13 protein-coding genes and 1 tRNA gene are annotated in these 22,240 nt (G+C 62.7%); 5 read left to right on the top strand and 9 right to left on the bottom strand.

Going from position 1 to position 22,240, the window contains the following annotated elements; genetic code table 11:
* Nucleotides 1–44 precede the first annotated feature (44 nt).
* Nucleotides 45–380, bottom strand: a complete 336-nt coding sequence (locus FTO74_RS07795) for a YegP family protein (protein ID WP_162537636.1) — start codon at nucleotides 378–380, stop codon at nucleotides 45–47.
* Nucleotides 381–782: 402 nt separating this feature from the next.
* Nucleotides 783–859 (bottom strand) — tRNA-Arg (locus tag FTO74_RS07790).
* Between the two features lie 48 nt (nucleotides 860–907).
* Here FTO74_RS07790 and ispG point away from each other — a divergent pair.
* On the top strand, nucleotides 908–2,179 hold the full coding sequence (ispG, locus tag FTO74_RS07785) for a flavodoxin-dependent (E)-4-hydroxy-3-methylbut-2-enyl-diphosphate synthase (protein ID WP_162537635.1): 1,272 nt from the start codon (nucleotides 908–910) through the stop codon (nucleotides 2,177–2,179).
* A 210-nt stretch (nucleotides 2,180–2,389) separates the two neighbouring features.
* Here ispG and tnpA read toward each other — a convergent pair whose 3' ends face one another.
* Nucleotides 2,390–2,842, bottom strand: coding sequence for an IS200/IS605 family transposase (gene tnpA / locus FTO74_RS07780; protein ID WP_162537634.1), 453 nt, complete (start codon nucleotides 2,840–2,842; stop codon nucleotides 2,390–2,392).
* Between the two features lie 106 nt (nucleotides 2,843–2,948).
* On the opposite strand from tnpA, the gene FTO74_RS07775 reads away from it, so the two are divergent.
* The gene (locus tag FTO74_RS07775) at nucleotides 2,949–4,364 is read left to right on the top strand and encodes an APC family permease (protein ID WP_162537633.1); all 1,416 of its coding nucleotides are present in this window, start codon (nucleotides 2,949–2,951) and stop codon (nucleotides 4,362–4,364) included.
* A gap of 53 nt (nucleotides 4,365–4,417) precedes the next feature.
* Here the strand turns inward: FTO74_RS07775 and FTO74_RS07770 are convergent, their stop codons facing one another.
* The 6 genes from FTO74_RS07770 to FTO74_RS07745 all read right to left on the bottom strand — a co-directional run bounded on the left by FTO74_RS07770 (nucleotide 4,418) and on the right by FTO74_RS07745 (nucleotide 17,937).
* Complete coding sequence (locus FTO74_RS07770; RefSeq protein WP_162537632.1) at nucleotides 4,418–5,704, bottom strand: MFS transporter; 1,287 nt, start codon at nucleotides 5,702–5,704, stop codon at nucleotides 4,418–4,420.
* A 128-nt stretch (nucleotides 5,705–5,832) separates the two neighbouring features.
* Nucleotides 5,833–8,748 (bottom strand): protease pro-enzyme activation domain-containing protein, encoded by a 2,916-nt coding sequence (locus FTO74_RS19910; RefSeq protein WP_162537631.1) that lies wholly within the window; start codon nucleotides 8,746–8,748, stop codon nucleotides 5,833–5,835.
* 146 nt (nucleotides 8,749–8,894) lie between these two features.
* Complete coding sequence (locus tag FTO74_RS19905) at nucleotides 8,895–12,080, bottom strand: Ig-like domain repeat protein (protein ID WP_162537630.1); 3,186 nt, start codon at nucleotides 12,078–12,080, stop codon at nucleotides 8,895–8,897.
* Between the two features lie 427 nt (nucleotides 12,081–12,507).
* Nucleotides 12,508–14,289, bottom strand: coding sequence for an acyl-CoA dehydrogenase family protein (locus tag FTO74_RS07755; RefSeq protein ID WP_162537629.1), 1,782 nt, complete (start codon nucleotides 14,287–14,289; stop codon nucleotides 12,508–12,510).
* Between the two features lie 18 nt (nucleotides 14,290–14,307).
* On the bottom strand, nucleotides 14,308–15,489 hold the full coding sequence (locus FTO74_RS07750; RefSeq protein ID WP_162537628.1) for an acetyl-CoA C-acyltransferase: 1,182 nt from the start codon (nucleotides 15,487–15,489) through the stop codon (nucleotides 14,308–14,310).
* Nucleotides 15,490–15,498: 9 nt separating this feature from the next.
* The gene (locus FTO74_RS07745) at nucleotides 15,499–17,937 is read right to left on the bottom strand and encodes a 3-hydroxyacyl-CoA dehydrogenase/enoyl-CoA hydratase family protein (RefSeq protein ID WP_162537627.1); all 2,439 of its coding nucleotides are present in this window, start codon (nucleotides 17,935–17,937) and stop codon (nucleotides 15,499–15,501) included.
* A gap of 129 nt (nucleotides 17,938–18,066) precedes the next feature.
* On the opposite strand from FTO74_RS07745, the gene FTO74_RS07740 reads away from it, so the two are divergent.
* The 3 genes from FTO74_RS07740 (at nucleotide 18,067) to FTO74_RS07730 (ending at nucleotide 22,185) form a co-directional block, all read left to right on the top strand.
* Nucleotides 18,067–18,684 carry a hypothetical protein gene (locus FTO74_RS07740; RefSeq protein ID WP_162537626.1) on the top strand — a complete coding sequence of 206 codons (618 nt, stop codon included), beginning with the start codon at nucleotides 18,067–18,069 and terminating at the stop codon, nucleotides 18,682–18,684.
* Between the two features lie 487 nt (nucleotides 18,685–19,171).
* Nucleotides 19,172–20,704, top strand: a complete 1,533-nt coding sequence (locus FTO74_RS07735) for a pitrilysin family protein (RefSeq protein WP_255462566.1) — start codon at nucleotides 19,172–19,174, stop codon at nucleotides 20,702–20,704.
* On the top strand, nucleotides 20,701–22,185 hold the full coding sequence (locus FTO74_RS07730) for a pitrilysin family protein (RefSeq protein WP_255462565.1): 1,485 nt from the start codon (nucleotides 20,701–20,703) through the stop codon (nucleotides 22,183–22,185). The genes FTO74_RS07735 and FTO74_RS07730 overlap by 4 nt, the downstream gene beginning before the upstream one ends.
* The last annotated feature ends 55 nt before the right edge of the window (nucleotides 22,186–22,240 follow it).

The following is a 22,240-nucleotide window of genomic DNA, read 5'->3' as shown; positions in this document are numbered from 1 at the left end:
CGACGATGGCCGCCACCCGCAGGCAACGGCCATCGCCAACCCTATTAAACCGTCTCATCATCAATCACGCCATCGGGCGCATTCTTCTTCACCGACTCAATCCCATTATCCCGCGCCGTCTCCGAGCTATAGCTCTCGCTCGAACCGATAATCTCGCCATTAGCGGCCTTCAGGTTGAAGCGCGGATGCCCGCTCTTGTCGACCTTCTTCTCATAGCGCGCATCGATTGGCGCGTTCTTCTTCACCGATTCGATCCCGTTCAGCGCAGACGCCTTCGCCTTGTACAACTCGCTGCTAAGAATGATCTCCCCGTTCCCGGCCTTCAGGCTGAAGTGGAACTGACCGTCGGAGGACTTCTTGATTACGAATTTACCCGCCATCTTGTACCTCATTCTTATCCAAGGGTTAAGTTACATTGCGCACTTAGGATGAACCGCCCAGGCGGAGAAAGTCCATCATTTAAATCGACAATTGCAGAAAGATTCGTTATCCACCCCACCCTCAACCGGGAAGCACACAACTCCCCTGCCACGATAACCGTTGCCTCTTTTCTTGGTCGTCATTCAGGAGCGAAGCGGAGGAATCTGCTTCTGTTGTTGTCGTTGCTTCTGAGGTAGGTCCGGGCTTTAGCCCGGACATCAAAATCCTCCACCGATGCGGGCTTTAGCCCCCGAGGTATGCTTTCTTCAACCTGGCCACAACTCCGGGAACCCCGTGTCTCGCTTCTAAGACATGAGTTCCCACGAATCTGACGGATACCGCACTTCAATCAGGAGTAAAGATGGTGACCCAGGCAGGAGTCCAACCTGCGACCTTCGCGTTAGGAGTGCGCTGCTCTATGCAACTGAGCTACTGGGCCACTTTGCCTAGTGTAGCGCATAGCCGGTGGTAAACTAGAGCTACTATTATGGCCGCGATTGACCGTAGAAAATCCGTAAGTGTGATGGTGGGCGGGGTCCGCATCGGCTCCGATGCGCCCGTAGTCGTCCAGTCGATGACCAACACCGACACCGCCGACGTCGAGAGCACCGTCCAGCAGATCGCCGCGCTCGCCCGCGCCGGTTCCGAGATGGTCCGCATCACCGTCAACAACGACGAGGCCGCCAAAGCCGTTCCCTACATCGTCGAAGGCATCGCCGCCAAGGGCTGGAACACGCCCATCATCGGCGACTTCCACTACAACGGCCACCTCCTTCTCCGTAAATATCCCGACTGCGCCCGCGCCCTCGCCAAGTACCGCATCAACCCCGGCAACGTCTCCATCGGCCGCAAGGACGACGACAACTTCCGCACCATGGTCGAAGCCGCTGTCGAGTACCAGAAGCCCGTCCGCATCGGCGTCAACTGGGGCTCGCTCGACCAGGCCTTGTTGACCAAGATGATGAACGAGAACTCCCTCCTGGCCGAGCCGCTCGACGCGCGCGACGTCATGATGGAGGCGATGGTCGTCTCCGCACTCGACAACGCCGCCGCCGCCGAACGTTACGGCCTGCGTCGCGACCAGATCATCCTCTCGGCCAAGGTCTCCGGCGTCCGCGACCTCGTAGACGTCTACACCGAGCTGGCCAGCCGCTGCGACTACTCCCTTCACCTCGGCCTCACCGAGGCGGGCATGGGTATGAAGGGCATCGTCGCCTCCACCGCCGGTCTCAGCCCGCTGCTCCTCTCCGGTATCGGCGACACCATCCGCGTCAGCCTCACCCCCACCCCCGGCGGCGACCGCTCCGAAGAGGTCCGTTGCGGCCAGCAGATCCTGCAATCGCTCGGCATCCGCAGCTTCATGCCGCAGGTCACAAGCTGCCCCGGCTGCGGCCGCACGACGTCCACCTACTTCCAGAAGCTGGCCGAAGACATCCAGGGCTACCTGGTCGAGTCGATGCCCGAGTGGAAGAAGTCTTACCCCGGCGTAGAAGAGCTAAAGCTGGCAGTGATGGGCTGCATCGTCAACGGCCCCGGCGAGAGCAAGCACGCCAACATCGGCATCTCCCTCCCCGGCACGTTTGAAGACCCCAAGGCCCCGGTCTACGTAGACGGCAAGCTCTTCACCACTCTCAAGGGAGACCATATCGTCGAAGAGTTCCAGGTCATCCTGGACGAGTACGTGCAGAAGCGTTACGGCAACGGCCAACCCCTCACCACCCCTTCCGCCGAAGCCCCTATCTTCGCCGTCCTCCCCTAATCAAACCTCAGCCCCTTCAATACGCCCATGCCTCCCCCAAGGCATGGGCTGATCTATTCCTCGCGACCTATCTGCTATCCGTCTGACCACCGCTGCCGACCTGCTGCCGACACAAAGCGCCAACGGCGCGCCCTATACCAGCCTAGGGCGAAGCCCTAGGTAATCGTCGCGGGCGGAACATGAGGGCTGAAGGCCCGGCCTATCCTTACCTCAATCCCACATGTACCGCTCATCGAACTCCACACCATACCGTTTCAAAAACGCTCGGAACTCATCCTGAAACGTCTGCTTTCGGTGGTGAACTTTCTGACCGTCGATATACCCGATCAACGCATTCAAATCCGCTGGGCCAACAGAAAACACGCCATACCCACGCTGCCAGGCAAACTTCGCCAGACGCGGTGACTGCGTCTTACCCCACTTGGACGAAGACACCTTCAACTGTTCCACAATCTCCGCGACGGTCGCCGTGCGCGGCATACGCAGAGCCAGATGAACGTGGTCCGCAACTCCACCCACGCGGAAACACTCGCACTCGGCATTACGAGCAACTGTAGCCAGGTAGGCGTAGAGATTGGGACGTAGATCATCGTTGAGGACAGGCATACGATCCTTCGTACTAAAGATCACATGGACGAGCAGAAACGCGAGCGATTGAGCCATCGCGGTGATTATAGATCGAGCCTTCAGCCATCATGTTCCCAGCCCTACTTACCTCTCCCCAAACAAAATTCCCACCCCACCCCGCACTATGCGACGATACGGGCAGATGCCCCACGCCCCCGAGCCCGAGAGCCACCAACTCTCCCGCCAACTCGCCCTACGCGACCTCGTCCTAACCCAGATCCTGACCGTAGTAGGCAGCTCCTGGGTAGGCGTAGCCGCCGGACTAGGCCGCGCCCAGGCCCTGGTCTGGATCGCCGCCATGACCCTCTTCTACCTGCCGATGGCGGTCTCGGTCTACTTCCTCAACCGCGAGATGCCGCTGGAAGGAGGTCTCTACGTCTGGGCCCGCACCGCCTTCGGTGACGCCGGAGGCTTCATGACCGCCTGGAACATCTGGGCCTACGGCCTCGCAACGATGGCCGCGATCCTCTTCCAGATTCCCAGCGAAGCCGCCTACATGCTCGGCCCCTGGGCCTCTTCCCTACCGGAAAACCACCTCTTCGTCTTCACCCTCCTGGCCCTCCTCCTCGCCGGACTAGCCCTCTCGGCGGTCCGTGGCCTAGCCCTCGGCAAATGGATCCACAACATCAGCGGAGCCGCGATGCTGACCGTCTTCGCCCTCCTCATCGGCACCCCGCTCTGGGCCATCGCGCACCGCCAGCCGATCCACTACGCAGCCCTGGCCATGCACCTTCCCCACCCCGACCTCGTCTCGCTCGCCCTGATGGGCCAGATGTTCGGAGCCATGTCGGGCCTCGAGTACGTAGCCATCCTGGCAGGCGAGACCAACTCCCCTAGCCGCGACATAGGCCGCTCCGTGGTCATCGCATCGCCCATCATCTGCGCCATGTTCATCTTCGGCACCGGCTCGGTCGTGGCCTTCCACGAGCTGCACCCCAACATCGCCATCAACTACATCGCCCCCATCCCCCAGACCCTGCGCCAGGCCCTCGGCGATCGAGGCCTCTCCAGCTTCATAGCAGGCGTGGCAATCCTGCTCCTGCAAATCCGCATCCTCGGCGCAGCGAGCTTCCTCTTCACCGGCGTCACCCGCCTCCCCATGACAGCGGGCTGGGATGACCTGATCCCGGAGTGGTTCTCACGCCTGCACCCCACCTACCGCACCCCCACCAACTCGATATGGTTAGGAACCGCAATCGTAGCGGGATTACTGCTCTTCGCCAGCGCGGGCGTCAAGGCGGCAGAGGCCTTTCAAGTCCTCAACAACGCAGCTTCAGAGCTTTACTCGCTGGCCTATCTCGCCATGTTCGCGATCCCCATCGTCGGCGCAAAGCTCTTGCGTAAGCGCCTGCCCGGCTGGGTTAAAGTAACCTCGGCGGCAGGCTTCTTAACCACCTCGTTCACTTTCCTGCTGACCGCCTATCCCTTCGTCGATGTGGTCGACGCCAGAACCTACGCGGTCAAGATTCTGGGGACGACGGCGATCGCCAATGGGATCGGGTTCATCTTTTATCGGGTCCGTCGAAGTAAAACCGGCACTCTCAATGGCGCACGTTAAGGGCCAAATCCACACCGTTCCAACACCGTGTTTTACCGTCACAAAACCGCGTTCTATCCATCGTTTTCGACACGGTGGTGCAACGGTGCGACACGGGCTCCAAGGAAGAGCAGAACCGCCGCAACCAGCAGCGTAATCAACGTAACTCCAAGCCCCGTAGCCAGCGTGCTGCGATCCGAGACCATGCCGATGATCTTGGGCGAGGGCGTATCTCCCAGAGCATGAATCAGGAATAACTCCAGCGCAATCGCAGTCGAACGAACCCCTGCAGGCACAGCATTGATGATGGCCGCGTTCAACGGCCCTGTCCCCAGAAAAATCAGGAACATAGCCACCGCCAGCGCCGGAAGCATCGTCGCACGAGGCCCAAAGAAACAAAGCAGCGCCGGAGGCACGGCCAGGGCCGCCGACCACGCCGAGACCAGGTAAAGCGCGCTGTGGTTGCGGCGCAGCCACAACTGAGCCAGCCAACCGCCGACTGCTGTTCCCCCGAGTCCACCGCCAGCCGTGATAGCTCCGAGCGTGATGCCTACTGAGCTGGACGAGAAGCCGCTGCGTTCGAGGAAGGACGGCATCCAGGCCGAGATGCCGCCGAGCGAGAAAGTGACCATCGCCATGCCCAGCGTGGCATAGAGATATGGGGCATTGGAGGCAAGGTCGAGAGCGCTCAAGAATGCGCGTTTTACGGGGTTTTTCTCGTTGCTATGAGCTTCGACCGCGGCTTCCTCGTCGCTGGCTCCGCGGGCTGGCTCCTTCATCAGCAGCAGGATAAGAAACGCTATAAGAATGCCGGGGACGGCTGAGACATAAAACGGCATCCTCCAGCCGTAGCGGCTGCCGACCAGCTCGCCGATCAGGTAGCCGAGCGCCGCTCCTACGGGGATGGCGGTGTAGAAGATGGTGAGGACGCGGTTGCGCTGGTCTTCGGGGTAGAAGTCAGCCAGAAGGGCAGGGGCGAAGATGCCGAGGGACGCCTCGCCGATACCTAAAATGGCGTGGCGGAAGATCAACGAGTCGAAGGTGTGAACGGTGCCGGTGAGGATGTTGATGGCGCTGATGAGCAGCGCGCAGGCGACGATGAGGGGCTTGCGCGGCAGGTGGTCTCCCAGCCAGCCGGTGGCTGGGGCCGCGAGCATGTAGGTGAGGAAGAACCAGAAGGTCAGCGAGCCGATGTGCGAGTCGGAGACCTGGAACTCGCGCTTGACCAGCTCCTGCACGCCGGGCAGGATGTAGCGGTCGATGTAGTTAACGAAGTTCAGACAGGTGAGCAGGACCAGGGCAAGGGTGGCCCCGGCGATCGCACGTGTGGGGTTGGAGGCTGGTTTGGAGGTGGCGGCCATCTGTGGGGAAGGATAGCAGGTGAGGGGTACAGGATGGTTAGCGGCATGCCGGAATGGGCGAAGCCCCACTCATCGCGATCAGGCTGCGATGGATGGGGCTTCCGAGGTGATGAAGCTCAGTGGATCGGTTAGTTGACCGTGAGCGTCAAGGTTGCGGATGCGGTAATTGCGGCATTCGCTGAGTCCGTGCCGGTCACGGTCACGGGATAGGTCCCTGCGGCAATATTCGTCGATGTCGTCGTCGATGTGGAGACGGGGGTGGAAGATCCGCAACCTGAGAGCGACAGTGCCAGCACGCCCAGCAGGCAGATGGTCAGCAGAGACCATCCGGTGCGGGAGCTGCGGCGACGCAGGAAGCCGAATGCGAGTAGTCCGGCCAGGGCGACACCCAACGGGGCCGACTTGTACGGAGAGCTGCCAGGAACATCGGCAGGAGATTGCAGGCTGCCGGTCAGCAGTACGCGCTTCACCTTTCCCGTCGATCCGACCGCCGATGCGCTCGCGCAGGTGGCGCTGGTCGAGAGGGTAAGAGCCGCCGTAACCTGAGCGGTTCCGGTTACGGAGACGCTGTTGATCGCAGCGCAGGCATTGGCGAGCGCGGTGCTGGAGGTGGATACCTGCCAGTTGACCGTACCCGTGTAACCGCCGCTCGGAGTGACAGTTACGGTAGAAGTTCCAGTGCCGCCGGACGTGACAGTAACGTTGGTGGCCGCCAGGCTGAAAGATGCTCCCACAATGAGATCGATCGTAGAAGTCGATCCGGCGTAGATGCTGTCGCCCGAGTAGGTTGCGGCGATGACGTGTGACCCGGCAGTCGTCGAGGAGAAGGTGTAGGTCGCAGTGCCGTTCGAAAGCGTCGGAGAAGAGCTTGCAGCTGTGCCGTCGACGGTGATCGAGACAGTTCCGGTTGGGACGGTGGCCTGAGTGCTGGAGCCGGGAGCGACGGTGATGGTGATGGTATCGCTGGCACCGGAAGCGGGCGTGGTCGTCGCGGCCGAGAGCGTGGTGGTCGAAGCTGCGAGCGTCGAAGCGCTCGATGTGGGCCATGCCGTGAGCAGGTTGTAGAGGTCGATGGAGCCCAGCCCCGAAGCCTCGTCGTAGCCGGTCCCGGCAGAGTAGCCGGCAGATCCGGCGGCGGTGCAGGTCAGGGTGCTGGCGGGAGTGGTGGGAAGGTCGTAGGTGGCTCCCGGAGCGCATGCATTGCTTCCGCTGGTGATGTCGTGAAAGGCCGTGGCGTAGGTGCTGGAGCTTGCAGCCAGGGTGTAGAGCGTGGGGTTGATGAGACCCTGGCCGCTGGAGTTCTTGCTTTGGTTGATGATGGCGAGCATACCCGCGAAGATGGGGGCGTCGAAGCTGGTTCCGCCCGCTACGGTGAGGCTGGTGTTCGAGGAGTCGCGGAAGCCGTTCGAGCAGCTACCAGTGACGCCGGTGGCGTTCGTATCGCTGCTGCAATAGAGGTAGCCGGCGTTCGCGGGGGAGGCGTCGAGGGAGATATCCGGCACCAGGCGAGCGGTTCCCGAGGGGATGCCTGCGATCCCGGCCTGCCAGCTCGGTCGCGATGTTAAGGTGCTCACGCCTCCTCCGCCGGAGCTGAGGCCATTGCCGGTGCTGGTGGCATTCGCTGGGGAGCTATCGTTCCAGACCTGCTCGGGGATGTACTTGAGCGCGGAGCTGATGGTGTCGGAACTGCCTTGGGCGCTGAAGTAGGTGTTATTAGTGGTGGCGACGGCGGAGGCGGGAAACTCGGTACCGCCCATGCCAGTGACATACTGGCTGCTCGCTGGGAAGTCGACTGCCAGGGCGGTGCGCTGGGCCGTGGTGAGATTGGTGTTTTCGGCGCAGTCGGCGGAGCCGTCGTCGCCGGCGGCGGAGATGATGGTCTGGCCCTGGGCGGTGGCCTGCGCAAAGACGCTGTTGAGCGAGTTGTAGTCACTGGAGCCCAGGTCCGTCTCGCAGTCGCCGTAGCTGATGCTGAGGATGGGAGCGATCTTATTGTCGATGGCATACCCAAGGGCATCGAAGACACCAGCGTTCCCGCTGTTGCCGGTGTAGACGAAATAGATGTTGGCTCCCGTGGCGATGGAACTGGCGTACTCGAGGTCGAGATCTGACTCGACTTCGTCGCCGCTGCTTACGGCGGAGGCGCCGGTACCGGGCATCAGGACCAGGGTAGGGGCCTTCGGCGTGAGGCCGGCGGCGGACTGGAAGTTGGTGATGTCCGAGGTCTCGACGAAGGATTGGCCTACGATGGCGATGGATTGGCCCGCGCCGGTGAATCCGGCGTGATAGGCGGCGTTGATGTCGTAGATGGTGGCGACGTCTTTGGGAGTGAGGTAGTAGTTGCCGCTCTGGCTGGAGGTGAAGCGGGGCTGGACCTGCGGCTGGCGGATCTTGACGTGGGGTTTGGGGCGGAAGTCCGAGAGGTTGGTGACCGTCTGGACCGTGCCTGCCAGAGCTGCCGGGACGCTGACATCGGACGCCGGGGCAAAGTGAGTCTCGGTGCCGGACTTGTAGTAATGCAGCTCGGTCCCGAAGGCCGCTTCGACCTGGGCGACGCTGCCAGAGAAGCTGATGCGGTTGCGGCTGCGGGAGACGCGATCGACCGCGAAGCCCTGCTGCTGGAGCCAGCTCTGCACCTTGGCGATGTCAGCGTCGGCCATGCCGAAGCGGGCGGCGAATTGATCGGGCGTCAGCCACTTGTGGTAGAGCGGCGAGGAGGGGTTCTGCTGGGCAGCGATCAGGGCCTGGAGATCGGCCTCCTGCGCGGCGGAGCGGCTGAAGACGATGCTCACGCCCTGAAGCTTGGCGGAGCTGGTCATCCGGCCGCCTTCATTCTCGGACCGGGCGGCGTTGGGGTGCGAGCCGGGGATGGTGGCGCGGCTGGTGGTGTCGATGGAGGAGGTGATGCGCGGCCGCGGCTGTTGGGCCGGGGAGGAGGCAGTGCAGAGCATCCCTGCGGCGGCCAGGGCTACTGCTTGGGCAATCTTGGAGGCCGACGAGAAGAGTGTGCCGAGGGGGCTGCCCGTAAGCAGAGGCTTGCGCATGTCTGGGATCCTAACCGTTGATCTTAAATTGATGATTTGAAGATTGAGCCGTGTGCACCCGGCTGTCTAATTAGACCTCTTCTGATGGCAAAAGTTGCAGCTACAACCTGGTACGGATTCGATCTCTCCCAAAATGGGAGGAGAGTTTACTGGACGGTGACCTGGTAGGTGTAGGTGTGGCGGATGGTCGCAGTGCCGACTGTGCCTGTGGCCGTGATGTTGAGGACGCTGGTGCCGAAGGGGGTGCCGCCGGTGGAGAGGCCGTTCGAGGAGGTGGAATCCGAGCCGCAGCCTAAGTTGGAGGTGATCCCCAGGGCCAGCAGAAGGAGCAGGAGCGTTGGGAGCAGGCGGCGGCGACGGCGTGAGGGGAACAGGAGGGAGAGGAGGGTGGCAAGGGCCGCGGTGCCTCCGGCCAGGGTGCGCAGGGAGGATGTCTGGGCGGGGGTGGTAGCGATGTTGAGCGTGGTGGTGCCGGAGCCGGTGAGGGTCGCGGGCGAGAACGAGCAGGTGATGCCGGAGTTGGCCGGGGCCGTGCAGGTGAAGATAACAGTGCCGGTGAATCCGCTGACCGGCGAGAGCGAGAACGTGGCCTGGCCGCTGCCGCCCTGAGTGAGGGTCATGGTGGGCGGGGCGAAGGCGGCGGTGTAATCGGAGATGGTGACGGTGAGCGGAGGGGCGGACTGGGCGGTGGCGAAGGTGGAGTCTCCGGCGTAGACCGCGTAGAGGTTGTGCGTGCCGGTGGCGAGGGTGAGTGTGGCGTAGGAGGCGGTAGCGGCTCCGGCACCCGAGGGAGTAAGGGAGACGGCGGCCAGTTGGGTGGCGGTGCCGTTGAAGGTGTCGAAGAAGGTGACGAGGCCGGTGGGAGCTCCGGTGCCCGTGGTGGGGCTGGTGACTCGGGCCGTGAGGACGATGCTGTTGCCTACAAGGGTGGAGGTGACGTTGGAGGTGAGGGAGATGGCGGGGGCGGCGAGCGAAGGCGTGAGTGCGACGGGGGCTGAGGTGCTGGCGGCATAGGTGACGTCGCCGGAGTAGGTGGCGGTGATGCTATGGGCGGCGCTGGCCGAGAGCGTGCTGATGGGGAGGACCGCTGTGCCTGAGGAGAGGGAGATGGAGCCGAGGGCGGTGGCTCCGTCGAAGAAAGTGACTGAGCCGGTGGGCGTGGTGGTGCTGGCCGTGGCTGGGGTGACCTTGGCGGTGAGGGTGATGGGCTGGTCTGCGATGACAGTGGTGGCGCTGGAGGTGAGGGTGGTGGCAGTCGCGGCAGTGCCGATGGTGGTGCCGGGGGTGGAGGAGGTGACCGCGAAGTAGTTGGCGTCGCCGTCGTAGGCGGCGGTGATGACGTGTGTGGCAGCAGTGGTGACGGTGCCGTGAGCAGTGGTTGCGCCGTTGGTGAGGGTGCCCGCGTTGAGCAGGGTGGCGTTGTCGAGAAAGCGAACGTTACCGGTGGGCGCGGGGGCGGTGCCGATGGCGGCGAGGGAGGCGGTGAAGGCTACTGAGCTGCCGGAGATGACTGGGTTGGGCGAGAAGGTGTAGTTGAGGACCGGGGTGGCCTTGCCGACCGTTACCGTGGTCGTGAGGGCGGTGTAGCAGGTGTAGTTCGCGTTGGTGATGCAGTTGCTCGAGAGCGTGGAGCTGCCGACGGTGTCGGGGCTGGCCGGGATGGTGATGGCGACCGCCGATGACGTTGGCGTGACGGGGGCGAGCGTGCCGGTGTAGCTGCGGCCAAGCAGGCTGACGGTAATGACGCCGGTGGGTTGGCCGAGGGTGACGGTCTCGGTGACCGTGATGGTGAAGGTGCCGCCGACGATGTTGCCGGTGGTGACGGTGGCGGTGAGTTGGGCGGGCTCGGGCAGCACGGAGAGGGTGGAGGCGGTGGAGTTGGCGGCGGCATAAGTGGCATCGCCGCTGTACTGGGCCGTGACCGAAACGGAACCGCCGGGGAGCGCGTTCGTCGTGAGGCTGGCTGCTCCGGCGGCGTTCAGGGGGACGGTGCCAAGGGTGGTACCGGTGGAGGTGACGAAGGCGACCGTGCCGGTGGGGATACCGCCGCCGGAGCCGGAGGTAATCGTCGCGGTGAGGGTGGTGTTCTGGCCGTGGGTGGGGGCGTAGTTCGAGACAGCAAGCGAGACGAAGCTGGCGCTGGTGCCACGGGGGAAGGCTTTGATGAGCTGCTTCAGGTTGACGGTGCCGAGGCCGGTGGGGGGCTCCCAATTCCCGGAAGTGGTGCCGGGGGTGGCGGGGGCGTCGGGCTGGGTGTAGAGGCCGGGGAGCGGGGCTAGTTTGTAGAGGGTGGCGTTGAGGTTGCCCTCGCGGAGGGTGGCGGTGCTTGATGTTGGGGATTGCAGGATGGTGGCGATGGTCTGGGTAAAGGCGTCGAGGCTGGGGGTGGTGAGGTCCGGCTCGACGCGGAGGCTGTTGGCGGGAAGGCCGGGGGCGCTCTGCCAGGAGGGGCGGAGGGTGGTGGGATCGGTGTCGTCCGCCGTGCCGGTGAGGGTGATGGCGGTGACCTCGGGCAATGACGCCGGGAAGCTGCCGGAGACGCCGCAGCCGCTGGTGGCGAGGACGCTGATTCCCTGCGCGGCGGCCTGGCGGAAGAGGATGCGGTATTGATCGGTCTGGCTGGGGGTGTAGGTGCTCGCGCAGACCGTGGAGGTGATGGCGAGGATTGGGGCCGTGTTGCTGTCGATGGCGGTAGTGGCCTGGGTGAAGGCGTCTTCAGTGCTGGGGACGGCGGTGCCGGAGCTTTGGATGGAGACCGCTGTGAAGGCGCTGGGGAGGTCGTCCAGACCGGCGATTGCTGTGACCGCGGGGGCGATGGCCAAGGGGAGCAAGGGCTGGTCGGGCGTGGCGAAGTGGGCCTTGCCGGAGATTTGGTAGGCGTGCAGTCCGATGGCGAAGGCGGACTGGACCTGGGCGGCGGTGCCGGTGAGGGCGAGGCGGGTGCCTCCGGCCGATAGCGCGCCGATGGTGAAGCCCTGGCTCTGCGCCCAGGTGGTGATGGCCGCGAGCTGATCGGCGGTGACCCCGTAGGTGGAGGCGAAGGCTTGTGGGGTCATCCACTGGTGGTAGCTGGGGGAGGTGGGGTCGGCGAGGTCGGTCAGGAACTGGTCGAGGGCGGCGGCGCGGTCCGGCGTGGGAGTAAGGGTAAGGGTCAGTTGCAGGGGCTGTGAGGATGGCAGTGGACCGGCGTCAACGGCCGATGCAAGGAACTTTGCGGAGTGAGAGAGGATAGTTACGCGGCTGGCTTGGGTGTCGAAGCTGGGGCTTTGAGCGGGGGCAAAAGAACAAAGGACTGCAAGAGCGACTACGAAGGCGAATAGCCGTGATGGCAAGCGGAACAAGGCAAGCAAAGACGTATACATATTGGTATGGGTGATGGTTGCAGAGGGTATGGGAATTAGCAAGCACTTCGTACTGTCTTAGGGGCGTCAGGGAAAGTTATCTTCGATGGGCCTCTCGAAGTGGCTGCTCCACGCGTAAACGAGCCCGTACGGCAAGGCATATTTCATCTTTTACAAAAAAGAACTCCTGAGTGGTTAAAGCCGGTCTTCTGGTGTGCATGGGAGGGCACGGCTGAAGCCGTGCCTTTACTGTTCTGGGTCAGGTTGAAGAAAGCATACCTCGGGGGCTAAAGCCCGGACCTACCTCAGAAGCAACAACGAGGGCAAAGACAACAACAAAAATAGTAGCAACTACAAGGACTATGTGAGGAGCAGATTTCTCTGCTCCGCTTCTGAATGACAACAACGGAACAGGCGGCTACAGCGCGTACTTCCCTACCTTGATGAGGTGCTGGGCTATCTGGCGACGGAGAGCTATGGTGTCGATGGTGTCGTGTTTAGCGAGGCGGCGGAGGATGGCGAACTGGGTGCGGGCCATGTCCCCCTCGGCTGCGGCGGCTACGACCTTGCGGGCACGGAGTTCGATGGTCGAAAAAGCCTTGTCGGCGTAGAGGCGAGCCATGGCTATGGGGGTAGAGGTTTCGTTCTTGCTCCAACCCTTATCAGCGCGCAGGATGGCGGACTCCATCGCGTATAGCTCGAGGATCATGTCGGCGAGCGCACCCATCACCTCTTGTTCATCGGCCATCTTTTGCATGTAACGCTGGGTCGCGGCTCCGGCGGTGAAGAGGATGATTTTCTTGGCGCTGGCGAGGAGATCGTACTCGGCTGCCAAGGGGCCTTCGCGGTCTTCCTTTGCGACGGGGCCGCTCATCACTTCGTCCATGATCGACTGGATAGCGGGCATCAGGGCCAGTTTGCCGGACATGGCGGACTTCATCAGCCAGCCCGTGATGATGAGGCGGTTGATCTCGTTGGTGCCCTCGAAGATGCGGTTGACGCGGGAATCGCGGTAGGCGCGCTCGGCGGGGTAGTCCTCGACGAAGCCGTAGCCGCCGAAGATCTGGAGGTTCTCGTCGACGACCATGTCGAGCATCTCGCTGGCGTGAACTTTGACGATGGAGCACTCGACAGCGTACTCCTCGATGCGGCGCTGGATCTCGCGGGTGTCGTTTTTTTCTACTTCGGCGAGGGCGCGGTCGATGAGGCCGACGGTGCGGTAGCAGAGGGCTTCGGTGGCGAAGAGGGCCGTGGCCATGTCGGCGAGTTTTTCCTGGATGAGGCCGAACTCGGAGATGGACTTGCCGAAGGCTTTGCGCTCCTTGGCGTAGCGGAGACCGCTGTTGAAGGCCGTTTTAGCGCCGCCGATGGCTGCGTTACCTAATTTGTAACGGCCGACGTTCAGGATATTGAAGGCGATGTGGTGGCCCTTGCCGACCTCGCCGAGGAGGTTGGTGGCAGGAACCTTGCAGTCGGTGAGGATGAGCGGGCAGGTAGAGCTGCCGCGAATGCCTAGCTTGTGCTCCTCTTTGCCGGGGGTGAAGCCGGGGGTTCCCTTTTCGATGAGGAAGGCGGTTAGGCGCTCTTTGCCTGCGTCTTTACCTTCGGGGACCAGACACTTGGCGAAGACGGTAAAGATGTCTGCGAAGCCGCCGTTGGTGATCCACATCTTTTCGCCGTTGAGGGTGTAGGTCTGGCCGTCGGTGGAGAGGACGGCGCGGGTGTTGGCGTTGACGGCGTCGGAGCCGGAGGAGGATTCAGAGAGGGCGTAGGCTCCGATATAGGTGCCGTCGGCTAGCTTGGGGAGATACTTTTGTTTCTGCTCGGGCGTGCCGTACCAGACGATGGGGAGCGTGCCGATGCCGGTGTTGGCGGAAAATGCAACCGAAAATGATCCTTGTCGCGAGATGTTCTCGGCGACGATGGCGGAGGCGGCCTTGTCCATCTCGAGGCCGCCGTACTCTTCAGGGATGTCGATGGCGGTGAGGCCGAGGGCGGCGGCTTCATGAATGAGGCGGCGGGTGACGGCGAAGTCTTTGGCCTCGATGGCATCGGAGGCGGGCAATATCTCGTTGGTCGCGAAGTCGGCCGTGGTCTGGGCGATCTGCTTGTGCTCGGCGGTGAAGTCTTCGGGGAAGAAACAGTCTTCAGGCTTGATGGTGGAGATGAGGAAGGAGCCGCCGGGGATGAGGGTGGGCATTTGTTACCTCGTGAGGCTTTAGGTGATGGACTCGAAGATGCCTGCTGCGCCCATGCCCCCGCCTACGCACATGGTGACCATGCCGTAGCGGGCCTGGCGGCGGGGCATCTCGCGCAGGAGGGTGGCGGTGAGCTTGGCTCCGGTGCAGCCTAGAGGGTGGCCGAGGGCGATGGCTCCGCCGTTGACGTTGACCTTGGCGGGGTCGATGCCGAGGACTTTGAGGACCGCTAAGGATTGGGCGGCGAAGGCTTCGTTTAATTCGAAGAGGTCGATGTCTTCGAGGGAGAGACCGGCTAATTTGAGGACTTTGGGGATGGCGTGAACGGGGCCGATGCCCATCTCTTCGGGGTCGCAACCCGCGTAGGCGAAGGCGACGAAGCGGGCCAGGGGGCGGATGCCCAGTTCGGCGGCGCGGTGGGCGGACATGACCACTGCGGCGGCAGCTCCGTCGGAGGTCTGGGAGGAGTTCCCTGCTGTGACCGTACCCTTGGCGTGGAAGACGGGTTTTAGTTTGGCCAGGGCTTCTAAGGAGGTGTCGGCGCGGGGGCCTTCATCTTTGCTGAAGGTATTTGTAACTGTTTTTGTCTTTGAGTTTTTGTCGGGGGTGGCGGTTGTGACATCGATGGGTACGATCTCGTCGTCGAAGCGGCCTGTGGCCTGTGCTGACAGGGCTTTTTGGTGGGAGTGGTAAGAGAACTCGTCCATCGCCTCACGGGTAATGCCGTAGTGGGTAGCTACGCGCTCGGCGGTGAGGCCCATCGACATGTAACTGCCGGGGTAGTTTTCTACCAGCCAAGGGTTGACCGATATTTTGTTGCCGCCAAAGGGGACGTAGGACATGGACTCGGTGCCGCCCGCCAGGATGACGTCGGCGCTACCGCCTCGGATGCGGTCGGCGGCAAGGGCGATGGACTGGAGGCCCGAGGCGCAGTAGCGGTTGATCGTCATGGCCGAGGTGGTGATGGGCAGGCCCGCGCGGAAAGATGCTACGCGGGCTACGTTCATGCCCTGCTCGGCCTCGGGCATGGCGCAGCCGAGGATCACGTCGTCGATCTCGGACTGGTCGAGCTGGGGGATGCGAGACAAGGCTCCGGTGATGGCGTAGGCGGCGAGGTCGTCGGGCCGCGTGGTGCGGAGCGTGCCGCGCGGGGCCTTGCCGATGGCGGTGCGGACTGCGGAGGCGATGATGACTTCATTCATAAGTTTGGGCTAATTGCGGAGGGGCTTGCCAGTTTTTAAGGTGAAGGCTATGCGGTCCTGGGTTTTCTTTTCGCCGCAGAGGCTTAGGAAGGCTTCGCGTTCGAGGTCGAGCAGGTACTGCTCGGAGATGGGGGTGCCGGGGGTGATGTTGCCGCCGCAGAGGATGTGGGCGGCCCAGTTGGCTACCTTGGCGTCGTGGGCGGAGATGTACTGGCCTTCGCGCATTGTCCAGACTGCCAGTTTCAGGGTTGCCAGGGCGTTCTCGCCGGGGGCCGGAATGGAGGTCTGGGGGATGGGAGCGGTGTAGCCTGCGGCGGCTATCGTGGAGGCGCGTTCGGCTGCGTCGGTTAGGAGGCGATCGCGGTTGGGGGTGATGGTGTCGGATGGGCGGAGGAAGCTAAGGGCGCGGGCCTCGGCGGCGCTAGTGGAGACGGTGGCCTTGGCGATGGTCTCGAAGTTTTTCTTGAGGGCTTCGAAGATCTCGACGCCCTCGCCTCGGGCGTCGGGGCGGATGGAGGAGCCGGATTCGATGGCGCGGAGGAGCATCTCCTTGGAGCCGCCGCCGCCGGGGATAAGGCCTACTCCGGCTTCTACGAGGCCCATGTATAGCTCGGCGTGAGGCTGGCGGGCGGCGGCGTGGAGGGAGATTTCGACGCCGCCGCCGAGGCACATGCCGTAGGGCGCGACGACGACTGGACGGGGGCAGAACTTGATCGCCTGGGTCATGTTCTGGAACTGGCGGACTACGAGGTCTACCTCGTCCCACTCCTCGTCTTGTATGGCCAGAAGGAGCTGCATGAGGTTGGCGCCGACCGAGAAGTTGACCGAGTCACCAGTAATGACGAAGGCTTCGAAGTTGGCGACGGGGTCGCTGGTGGGCTTAAGGGTCTGGGTGATGAGGGTGATGATGTCGCCGCCGAGGGCGTTCATCTTGGAGTGCAGCTCGATGGCCGCGACGTTGTTGCCGAGGTCGAGGAGAGAGGCTCCGGGGTTCTTTTTGATGACGCCGTTGGCCTTTTTGTACATGGCCAGGGTGCGGGTGCCGGGAGCGATTGCGACGGGTTTGTAAGTGCTTGTGAGGGGGTCGAAGAACTGGCGGCCGCTGGGGGTGGTGGGGTGATCTTTGTACCACGTTGGGTCGGGGGAGGAGGCAAGGAGTTTTTCGATGTTGGGGCTGATGGGGGAGCCTGCGGCGCGCATTTTTTCGACGGTGGCGCGGGGGCCTGCGGCGTCCATCATCTCGAAGGGGCCTAGCTCCCAGTTGAAGCCGGACTTCATGGCCTGGTCGATGGCTACTATGTCTTCGGCGGGTTCGCTGCCGTCGGCGGAGATGCGGTTGGCGGCGTAGGTGAAGAGCTCGGTGAGGAAGGGCCAGTAGAAGCGGGCTGCCTTGTCGTTTGTGGGGTCGGCGTGGAGGAGTTGGGCGACGCGGGTGGCGGTCTGCTCGATGGGCTTGGCCAACTCGAGCGCGGGGAGTTTGGGGCGGGTGGAGGGGTGGTAGTCGAGGGTCTGCCAGTCGAGTACGTGGCGGAGGTCGCGGCCCTGATCGTCCTTCCCTGCTTTCTTGTAGAAGCCCTGGCTGGTCTTGTCTCCTAGCCACTTGTTCTCGATCATGCGGGAGATGAAGGGGGCCAGGGTGATGTCGGGGCGCTCGTCGTGGATTTGAGAGGCCTGAGCGGAAAAGTTGAGGGTGACGTGGGCGAGGACATCGACGCCGACCATGTCGCCGAGGCGGAAGGTGCCGGTGCGGGGCCAGCCGATGGGGGTGCCGGTGAGGGCGTCTACCTCTTCGATGGTGAGGCCCTGGGCCTGCATGAGTAGGATGGCGTTGCCCATTGCGAAGGTGCCGATGCGGTTGGCGATGAAGTTGGGCGTGTCGTGCGAACGGACGATGGTCTTGCCGAGGCGCTGGTCGCAGAAGTGGGCGATGGCCGCGACAACGGCGGGGTCGGAGTCGGGGGTGGGGATGATCTCGACAAGGCGCATGTAGCGCGGAGGGTTGAAGAAGTGGGTGCCGAACCAGTGGCGGCGGAGGTCTTCGGGGAGGTCGGCGACGATCTGCGTGAGGGGCAGGCCGGAGGTGTTGCTGGTGGTGATGGCGCCGGGGCGGCGGTGCTGCTGGACTCGTTCTAATAGGGCTCGCTTGATCTCTAGATTTTCGGCTACGGCTTCGATGATCCAGTCGCAGTCGGCGATGAGGGGGAGGTCGTCGTCGAAGTTGCCGGGGGTGATGAGGCGGGCGGAGGCGGGGTCGTAGAAGGCGGCGGGCTTGGTTTTCTTGAGGGATTCGAGGGCGGTCAGGGCGAGCTTATTGCGCTCGTTGCCAGGGGGGACGATGTCGAGCAGGACGACAGGAACGCCAGCGTTGGCGATGTGCGCGGCGATACGCGAACCCATCGTGCCCGCGCCCAGGACGGCGACCTTGCGGATCTGGCGGTGACTCGACATGCGGCAGGGCTCCGGGGCGGCGCGAGTTTTGCCGACGGGAGGAGGTTACTGAATGGTCATTCATATCGTCAAGGCTGGCTGTGAATAGAGGTTGAAATTCCACGGCGCGGTGATAGGCTGAGGGCCGACATGGCGACATATTTAGAGCAATCGCTGGCGAAGTTGAAGGAGTTTGAGGGGTCGGTCCCGTGGATGTATCGGGACACCGTGGGCAAGGTGACGGTGGGGGTCGGGCTGATGCTGCCGGATGCGGCAGCGGCCTGTGCGCTGCCGTTTCGGAGTGGTGCGGGAGCGGCGACTAAAGAGGAAATTGCGGCGGAGTTTGCCCGGGTGGAGGCTTTGGCCGCGGGGCGGGCGGCAGGGTTTTATCGGGGTGGGTTGGAGCTGGCGGCGGCTGAGATTGATGTGAAGCTGATGGGGGTGCTGACGGGGTTTGATGGGGAGCTGCGGGCGCATCTGCCGGGGTTTGACGGGATGCCGGACGGGGTGAAGCTCGCGTTGCTCGATATGATTTATAACCTGGGGCCGGAGGGGCTGTTTCAAGGGTATCCGCACCTGATGCGGGATGTGGCGAGCGGGGCGTGGGCGGCGGCGGCGGCGGCTTGTTTGCGGCATGGGCCTAGTGCGGCGAGGAATGAGTGGACGCGGGAGCAGTTTCTTTCGGCGGTGGTGGGAAGCATCAAGGCCGAGGTTGAGGGGTGGTGGGAGAGGTTGAAGAGCGTCGTTCGGGGAGTGATGGGGAGGTAAAGGGTCTTCAGGGTTTGTCGGGTGGCCGGGGTAGGTTGCTTTTCCTCCAGGAGATGTGGCTGGGGAAGGAAAGCATACCTCGGGGGCTAAAGCCCGCGTTTGTGGCGAGTTTGAATGTCCGGGCTAAAGCCCGGACCTACCCTAGGAACAACGGCAACGGCAGAAGCAAAGGCAAAGACAGAAGCAGATTCCTCCGCTTCGCTCCTGAATGACAACCAAGAAAACAGGCAACGACAAAGACAGGAACAGGCAAAGGCAAAGGCATAGGCTGGTCGGGGATGGGGATTGTGTGCTTCCCCACCCGAATCTGCTGGCTGCCGACCAGCGGGTGGCCCCTTGCTGCTAATTTCCCCATACAGCCCCGAGAACAGTACGAAGTACCGAACGTACTAGACTATTCTGGAGCTTCGGATGGATGGCTGTGTGACCTGTGCGAGCCACGAGAGTCTTATGTCTCATCGACGGATGCGGTTTTGGAGGATTCTGAGTGCGTAAGTTTTGCGTGACTGCCTGCACGTTGCTGCTGGCCTTGGGGATGGGGTCGACTGCGGCTCGGGCGCAGGACCTGAAGAGCTTTGAGAAGCGGACCACCGTGAAGGTGCTGCCGAATGGGCTGACGCTGGTGATCTGCGAGCGGCATGAGGCTCCGGTGTTCAGCTTCTACCGGATCGTCGATGCGGGCTCGGCGAATGATCCGGCGGGCGCGAGCGGACTGGCGCATATGTTCGAGCACATGGCCTTCAAGGGGACGCCGGAGATCGGCACGACTAACTATCCGGCGGAGAAGGTGGCGCTGGCTAAGGTAGAGACGGCTTATGCGGCCTACGACGAGGAGTATCGTCGGCCTGTGGGGCGGGATGAGGCCAAGCTGGCTCAGTTGAAGAAGGCCTTTGAGGATTCTCAGGCAGAGGCGGAGAAGTTTGTGGTGCCGAATGCCTTTCCGCAGATTGCGGAGGAGAACGGCGCACAGGGGTTGAACGCCTCGACCAGCGAGGACTCGACCGATTACCTGTGGAGTATGCCCTCGAACCGGCTGGAGCTTTGGGCTTACATGGAGAGCAACCGCATTGGGCGGCCGGTGGAGCGCGAGTTCTATAAAGAGCGCGATGTGGTGCAGGAAGAGCGGCGGATGAGGATCGACTCCTCGCCCTCGGGGCGGCTGGTGGAGCAGTTGCTGGCTACCGCTTATGTGGCGCACCCCTATGGGCGCAGCGGCGTGGGTTGGGAGAGCGAGATCAGCCAGGTAACTGCGACCGAGGCTGCTGCTTTTCACAAGAAGTACTATGTGCCTGCGAATATCGTGATTGCGGTGGTGGGGGATGTTGATACCGTCTCGGCGATGCCGATGCTGGAGAGGTACTTTGGGGCGATTCCGGCGGGACCGAAGCCGGAGCCGATGACCACCGTGGAGCCGGTGCAGACGGCGGAAAAATCGGTGGTGATTCGAGAGGCTACGCAGCCGTTTTATGTCGAGGGGTACCATCGGCCGGACTACCGCGACAAGGACGATGCGGTATATGACGCGATCACCGATATCTTCTCGAATGGACGGACGGCGCGGCTGTACAAGAGCCTGGTGAGGGATCAGAAGATCGCCGCAGTGGCTCAGGGGTTCAGCGGGTTTCCGGGGGATAAGTATCCGGGACTGTTTGCGGTGTATGCGGCTCCGTTGCCGGGGCACACGCCGGACGAGATGCGCGATGCGATCCATAAGGAGATCGACCGTTTGAAGAAAGAAGATGTGACGGACGCGGAGTTGGAGAAGTTCAAGACGCGGGCGAAGGCAGACAAGCTGCGCGGGCTGGCGGATAACGATGGGCTGGCCTCGCAACTGGCTGAGTACCAGACGCGGTTTGGGGATTGGCGAGAGATGTTTCGGGATCTCGACAAGGTGGATGCGGTGACCAAGGCGGATATTCGCCGGGTTGCGAATCAGATCTTTATCGAGAGCAACCGGACGAGTGCGCGGATCGAGTTTACGCCACCGACTGCTGCGGCGGCACAAGGCGGTGCGCGATGAACGGGATCGCACGGATGTTGGGTTGGGTATTAGTGCCTGCGTTGCTGGCTGGGAGCGGGATCGCACAGGAGAAGCCGGTGGCCAAGCAGGCGGCGACACAGCCGGTGGAGCCCTGGAAGAAGATTCCGATTCCTCCGCTGCATGACTTCAAGCCGCAGCAGCCAAAGCGGATTGAGCTGGCGAATGGGCTGGTGATCTTTCTACAGGAAGATCATGAGTTGCCGTTTATTGATGGCACGGTTCTGATTCGTGGGGGCAGCCGCGATGAGCCTGCGGCTAAGGTTGGGTTGGTGAGTTTGTATGGGCAGAGCTGGCGTACCAGTGGGACTGCCGGTGCGGACGGCGATGCGCTCGATGAGACGCTTGCGGCGAAGGCGGCAAGGGTGGAGACCAGCGGCAGTATTGCGTCTACTTCCCTGCACTGGTCGAGCTTGAAGCAGGATGAGGACCAGGTCTTTGGGATCGCGCTCGATGTGCTGCTGCATCCGGCGTTCAAGGCCGATAAGCTGCAACTGGCGAAGCGGCAGATGTCGGCCAGTATCGCGCGGCGGAATGATGATGCCTCCGGGATCGCGGGGCGGCAGGCCAGGATGCTGGGCTATGGCAAGGACAGCCCATATGGCCGTCAGGTGGAGTATGCGACGATCGACGCGGTGACGCTGGCGGACCTGGAGGCGTGGCATAAGAAGACGGTCGCTCCGAACAATATGATCGTCGCGGTGTCGGGTGACTTTGACCCGGCGGCGATGGAGGCTCGGCTGCGCAAGGCGTTCGAGGGGCTGCCTCGGGGGGCGGTGATTGCTCCCCTGGGAGGGACGTTTACGCCGCCGAAGCCGGGGGTTTACTTCGCGGATAAGAACGATGTGAACCAGTCGAATGTGTACCTGGTGGGGTTGGGCACGGAGGAGAGCAACCCGGATTTCTATGCTCTGAGCGTGATGAACGAGATCTTCTCGGGCGGGTTTGGGTCGCGGGTGTTCCAGAGCGTGAGGACGCGGCTGGGGCTGGCGTATAGCGTCGGCGGCAGCTTTGGCGCGGCATACGATCATCCCGGCTTATTTACCGTGGGGGCTGCGACCAAGAGCAGCAGCACGGTGGCGGCGACACAGGCGATGCTCGAGGAGATTGGGAGGTTGAAGACCGATCCTCCTACTCCTGCTGAGCTGAAGAGCGCGAAGGAGCAGGTGCTGAACTCGTTCATCTTCAACTATGACTCGCCGGATAAGATCCTCTCCGAGCAGGTATCGCTGGCGTTTTATGGGTATCCTGCGAACTTTTTGGAGAAGTATAAGACCGAGGTCGAGAAGGTGACCGCGGCCGATGTGTCGCGGGTCGCGAACAAGTATGTGGATGGATCGAAGTTGGCGATTGTGATCGTGGGCAACGGCAGCGAGTTTGGGACGCCGCTCTCGAAGCTGGGGACGGTGACGAATCTCGATATTACGATTCCGCCTGCTCCTGCGGTGGCGGATAAGGAGTAGGTACTTCGTACCGTTCTCGGGGTGGTATGGGCGAGTGAAAGAGCATGGGGCCTTC

Source organism: Granulicella sp. WH15, from assembly GCF_009914315.1.
In the GTDB taxonomy this organism is placed as follows: domain Bacteria; phylum Acidobacteriota; class Terriglobia; order Terriglobales; family Acidobacteriaceae; genus Edaphobacter.
This window is presented reverse-complemented; position numbering and strand designations above follow the sequence as displayed.

What these genes read in the sequence shown, in the direction of transcription:
- FTO74_RS07795 (WP_162537636.1), bottom strand. Translation starts at nt 380, where the DNA reads ATGGCGGGTAAATTCGTAATCAAGAAGTCCTCCGACGGTCAGTTCCAC.
- ispG (WP_162537635.1), top strand. Translation starts at nt 908, where the DNA reads ATGGCCGCGATTGACCGTAGAAAATCCGTAAGTGTGATGGTGGGCGGG.
- tnpA (WP_162537634.1), bottom strand. Translation starts at nt 2,842, where the DNA reads ATGGCTCAATCGCTCGCGTTTCTGCTCGTCCATGTGATCTTTAGTACG.
- FTO74_RS07775 (WP_162537633.1), top strand. Translation starts at nt 2,949, where the DNA reads ATGCCCCACGCCCCCGAGCCCGAGAGCCACCAACTCTCCCGCCAACTC.
- FTO74_RS07770 (WP_162537632.1), bottom strand. Translation starts at nt 5,704, where the DNA reads ATGGCCGCCACCTCCAAACCAGCCTCCAACCCCACACGTGCGATCGCC.
- FTO74_RS19910 (WP_162537631.1), bottom strand. Translation starts at nt 8,748, where the DNA reads ATGCGCAAGCCTCTGCTTACGGGCAGCCCCCTCGGCACACTCTTCTCG.
- FTO74_RS07755 (WP_162537629.1), bottom strand. Translation starts at nt 14,289, where the DNA reads ATGCCCACCCTCATCCCCGGCGGCTCCTTCCTCATCTCCACCATCAAG.
- FTO74_RS07750 (WP_162537628.1), bottom strand. Translation starts at nt 15,489, where the DNA reads ATGAATGAAGTCATCATCGCCTCCGCAGTCCGCACCGCCATCGGCAAG.
- FTO74_RS07745 (WP_162537627.1), bottom strand. Translation starts at nt 17,937, where the DNA reads ATGTCGAGTCACCGCCAGATCCGCAAGGTCGCCGTCCTGGGCGCGGGC.
- FTO74_RS07740 (WP_162537626.1), top strand. Translation starts at nt 18,067, where the DNA reads ATGGCGACATATTTAGAGCAATCGCTGGCGAAGTTGAAGGAGTTTGAG.
- FTO74_RS07730 (WP_255462565.1), top strand. Translation starts at nt 20,701, where the DNA reads ATGAACGGGATCGCACGGATGTTGGGTTGGGTATTAGTGCCTGCGTTG.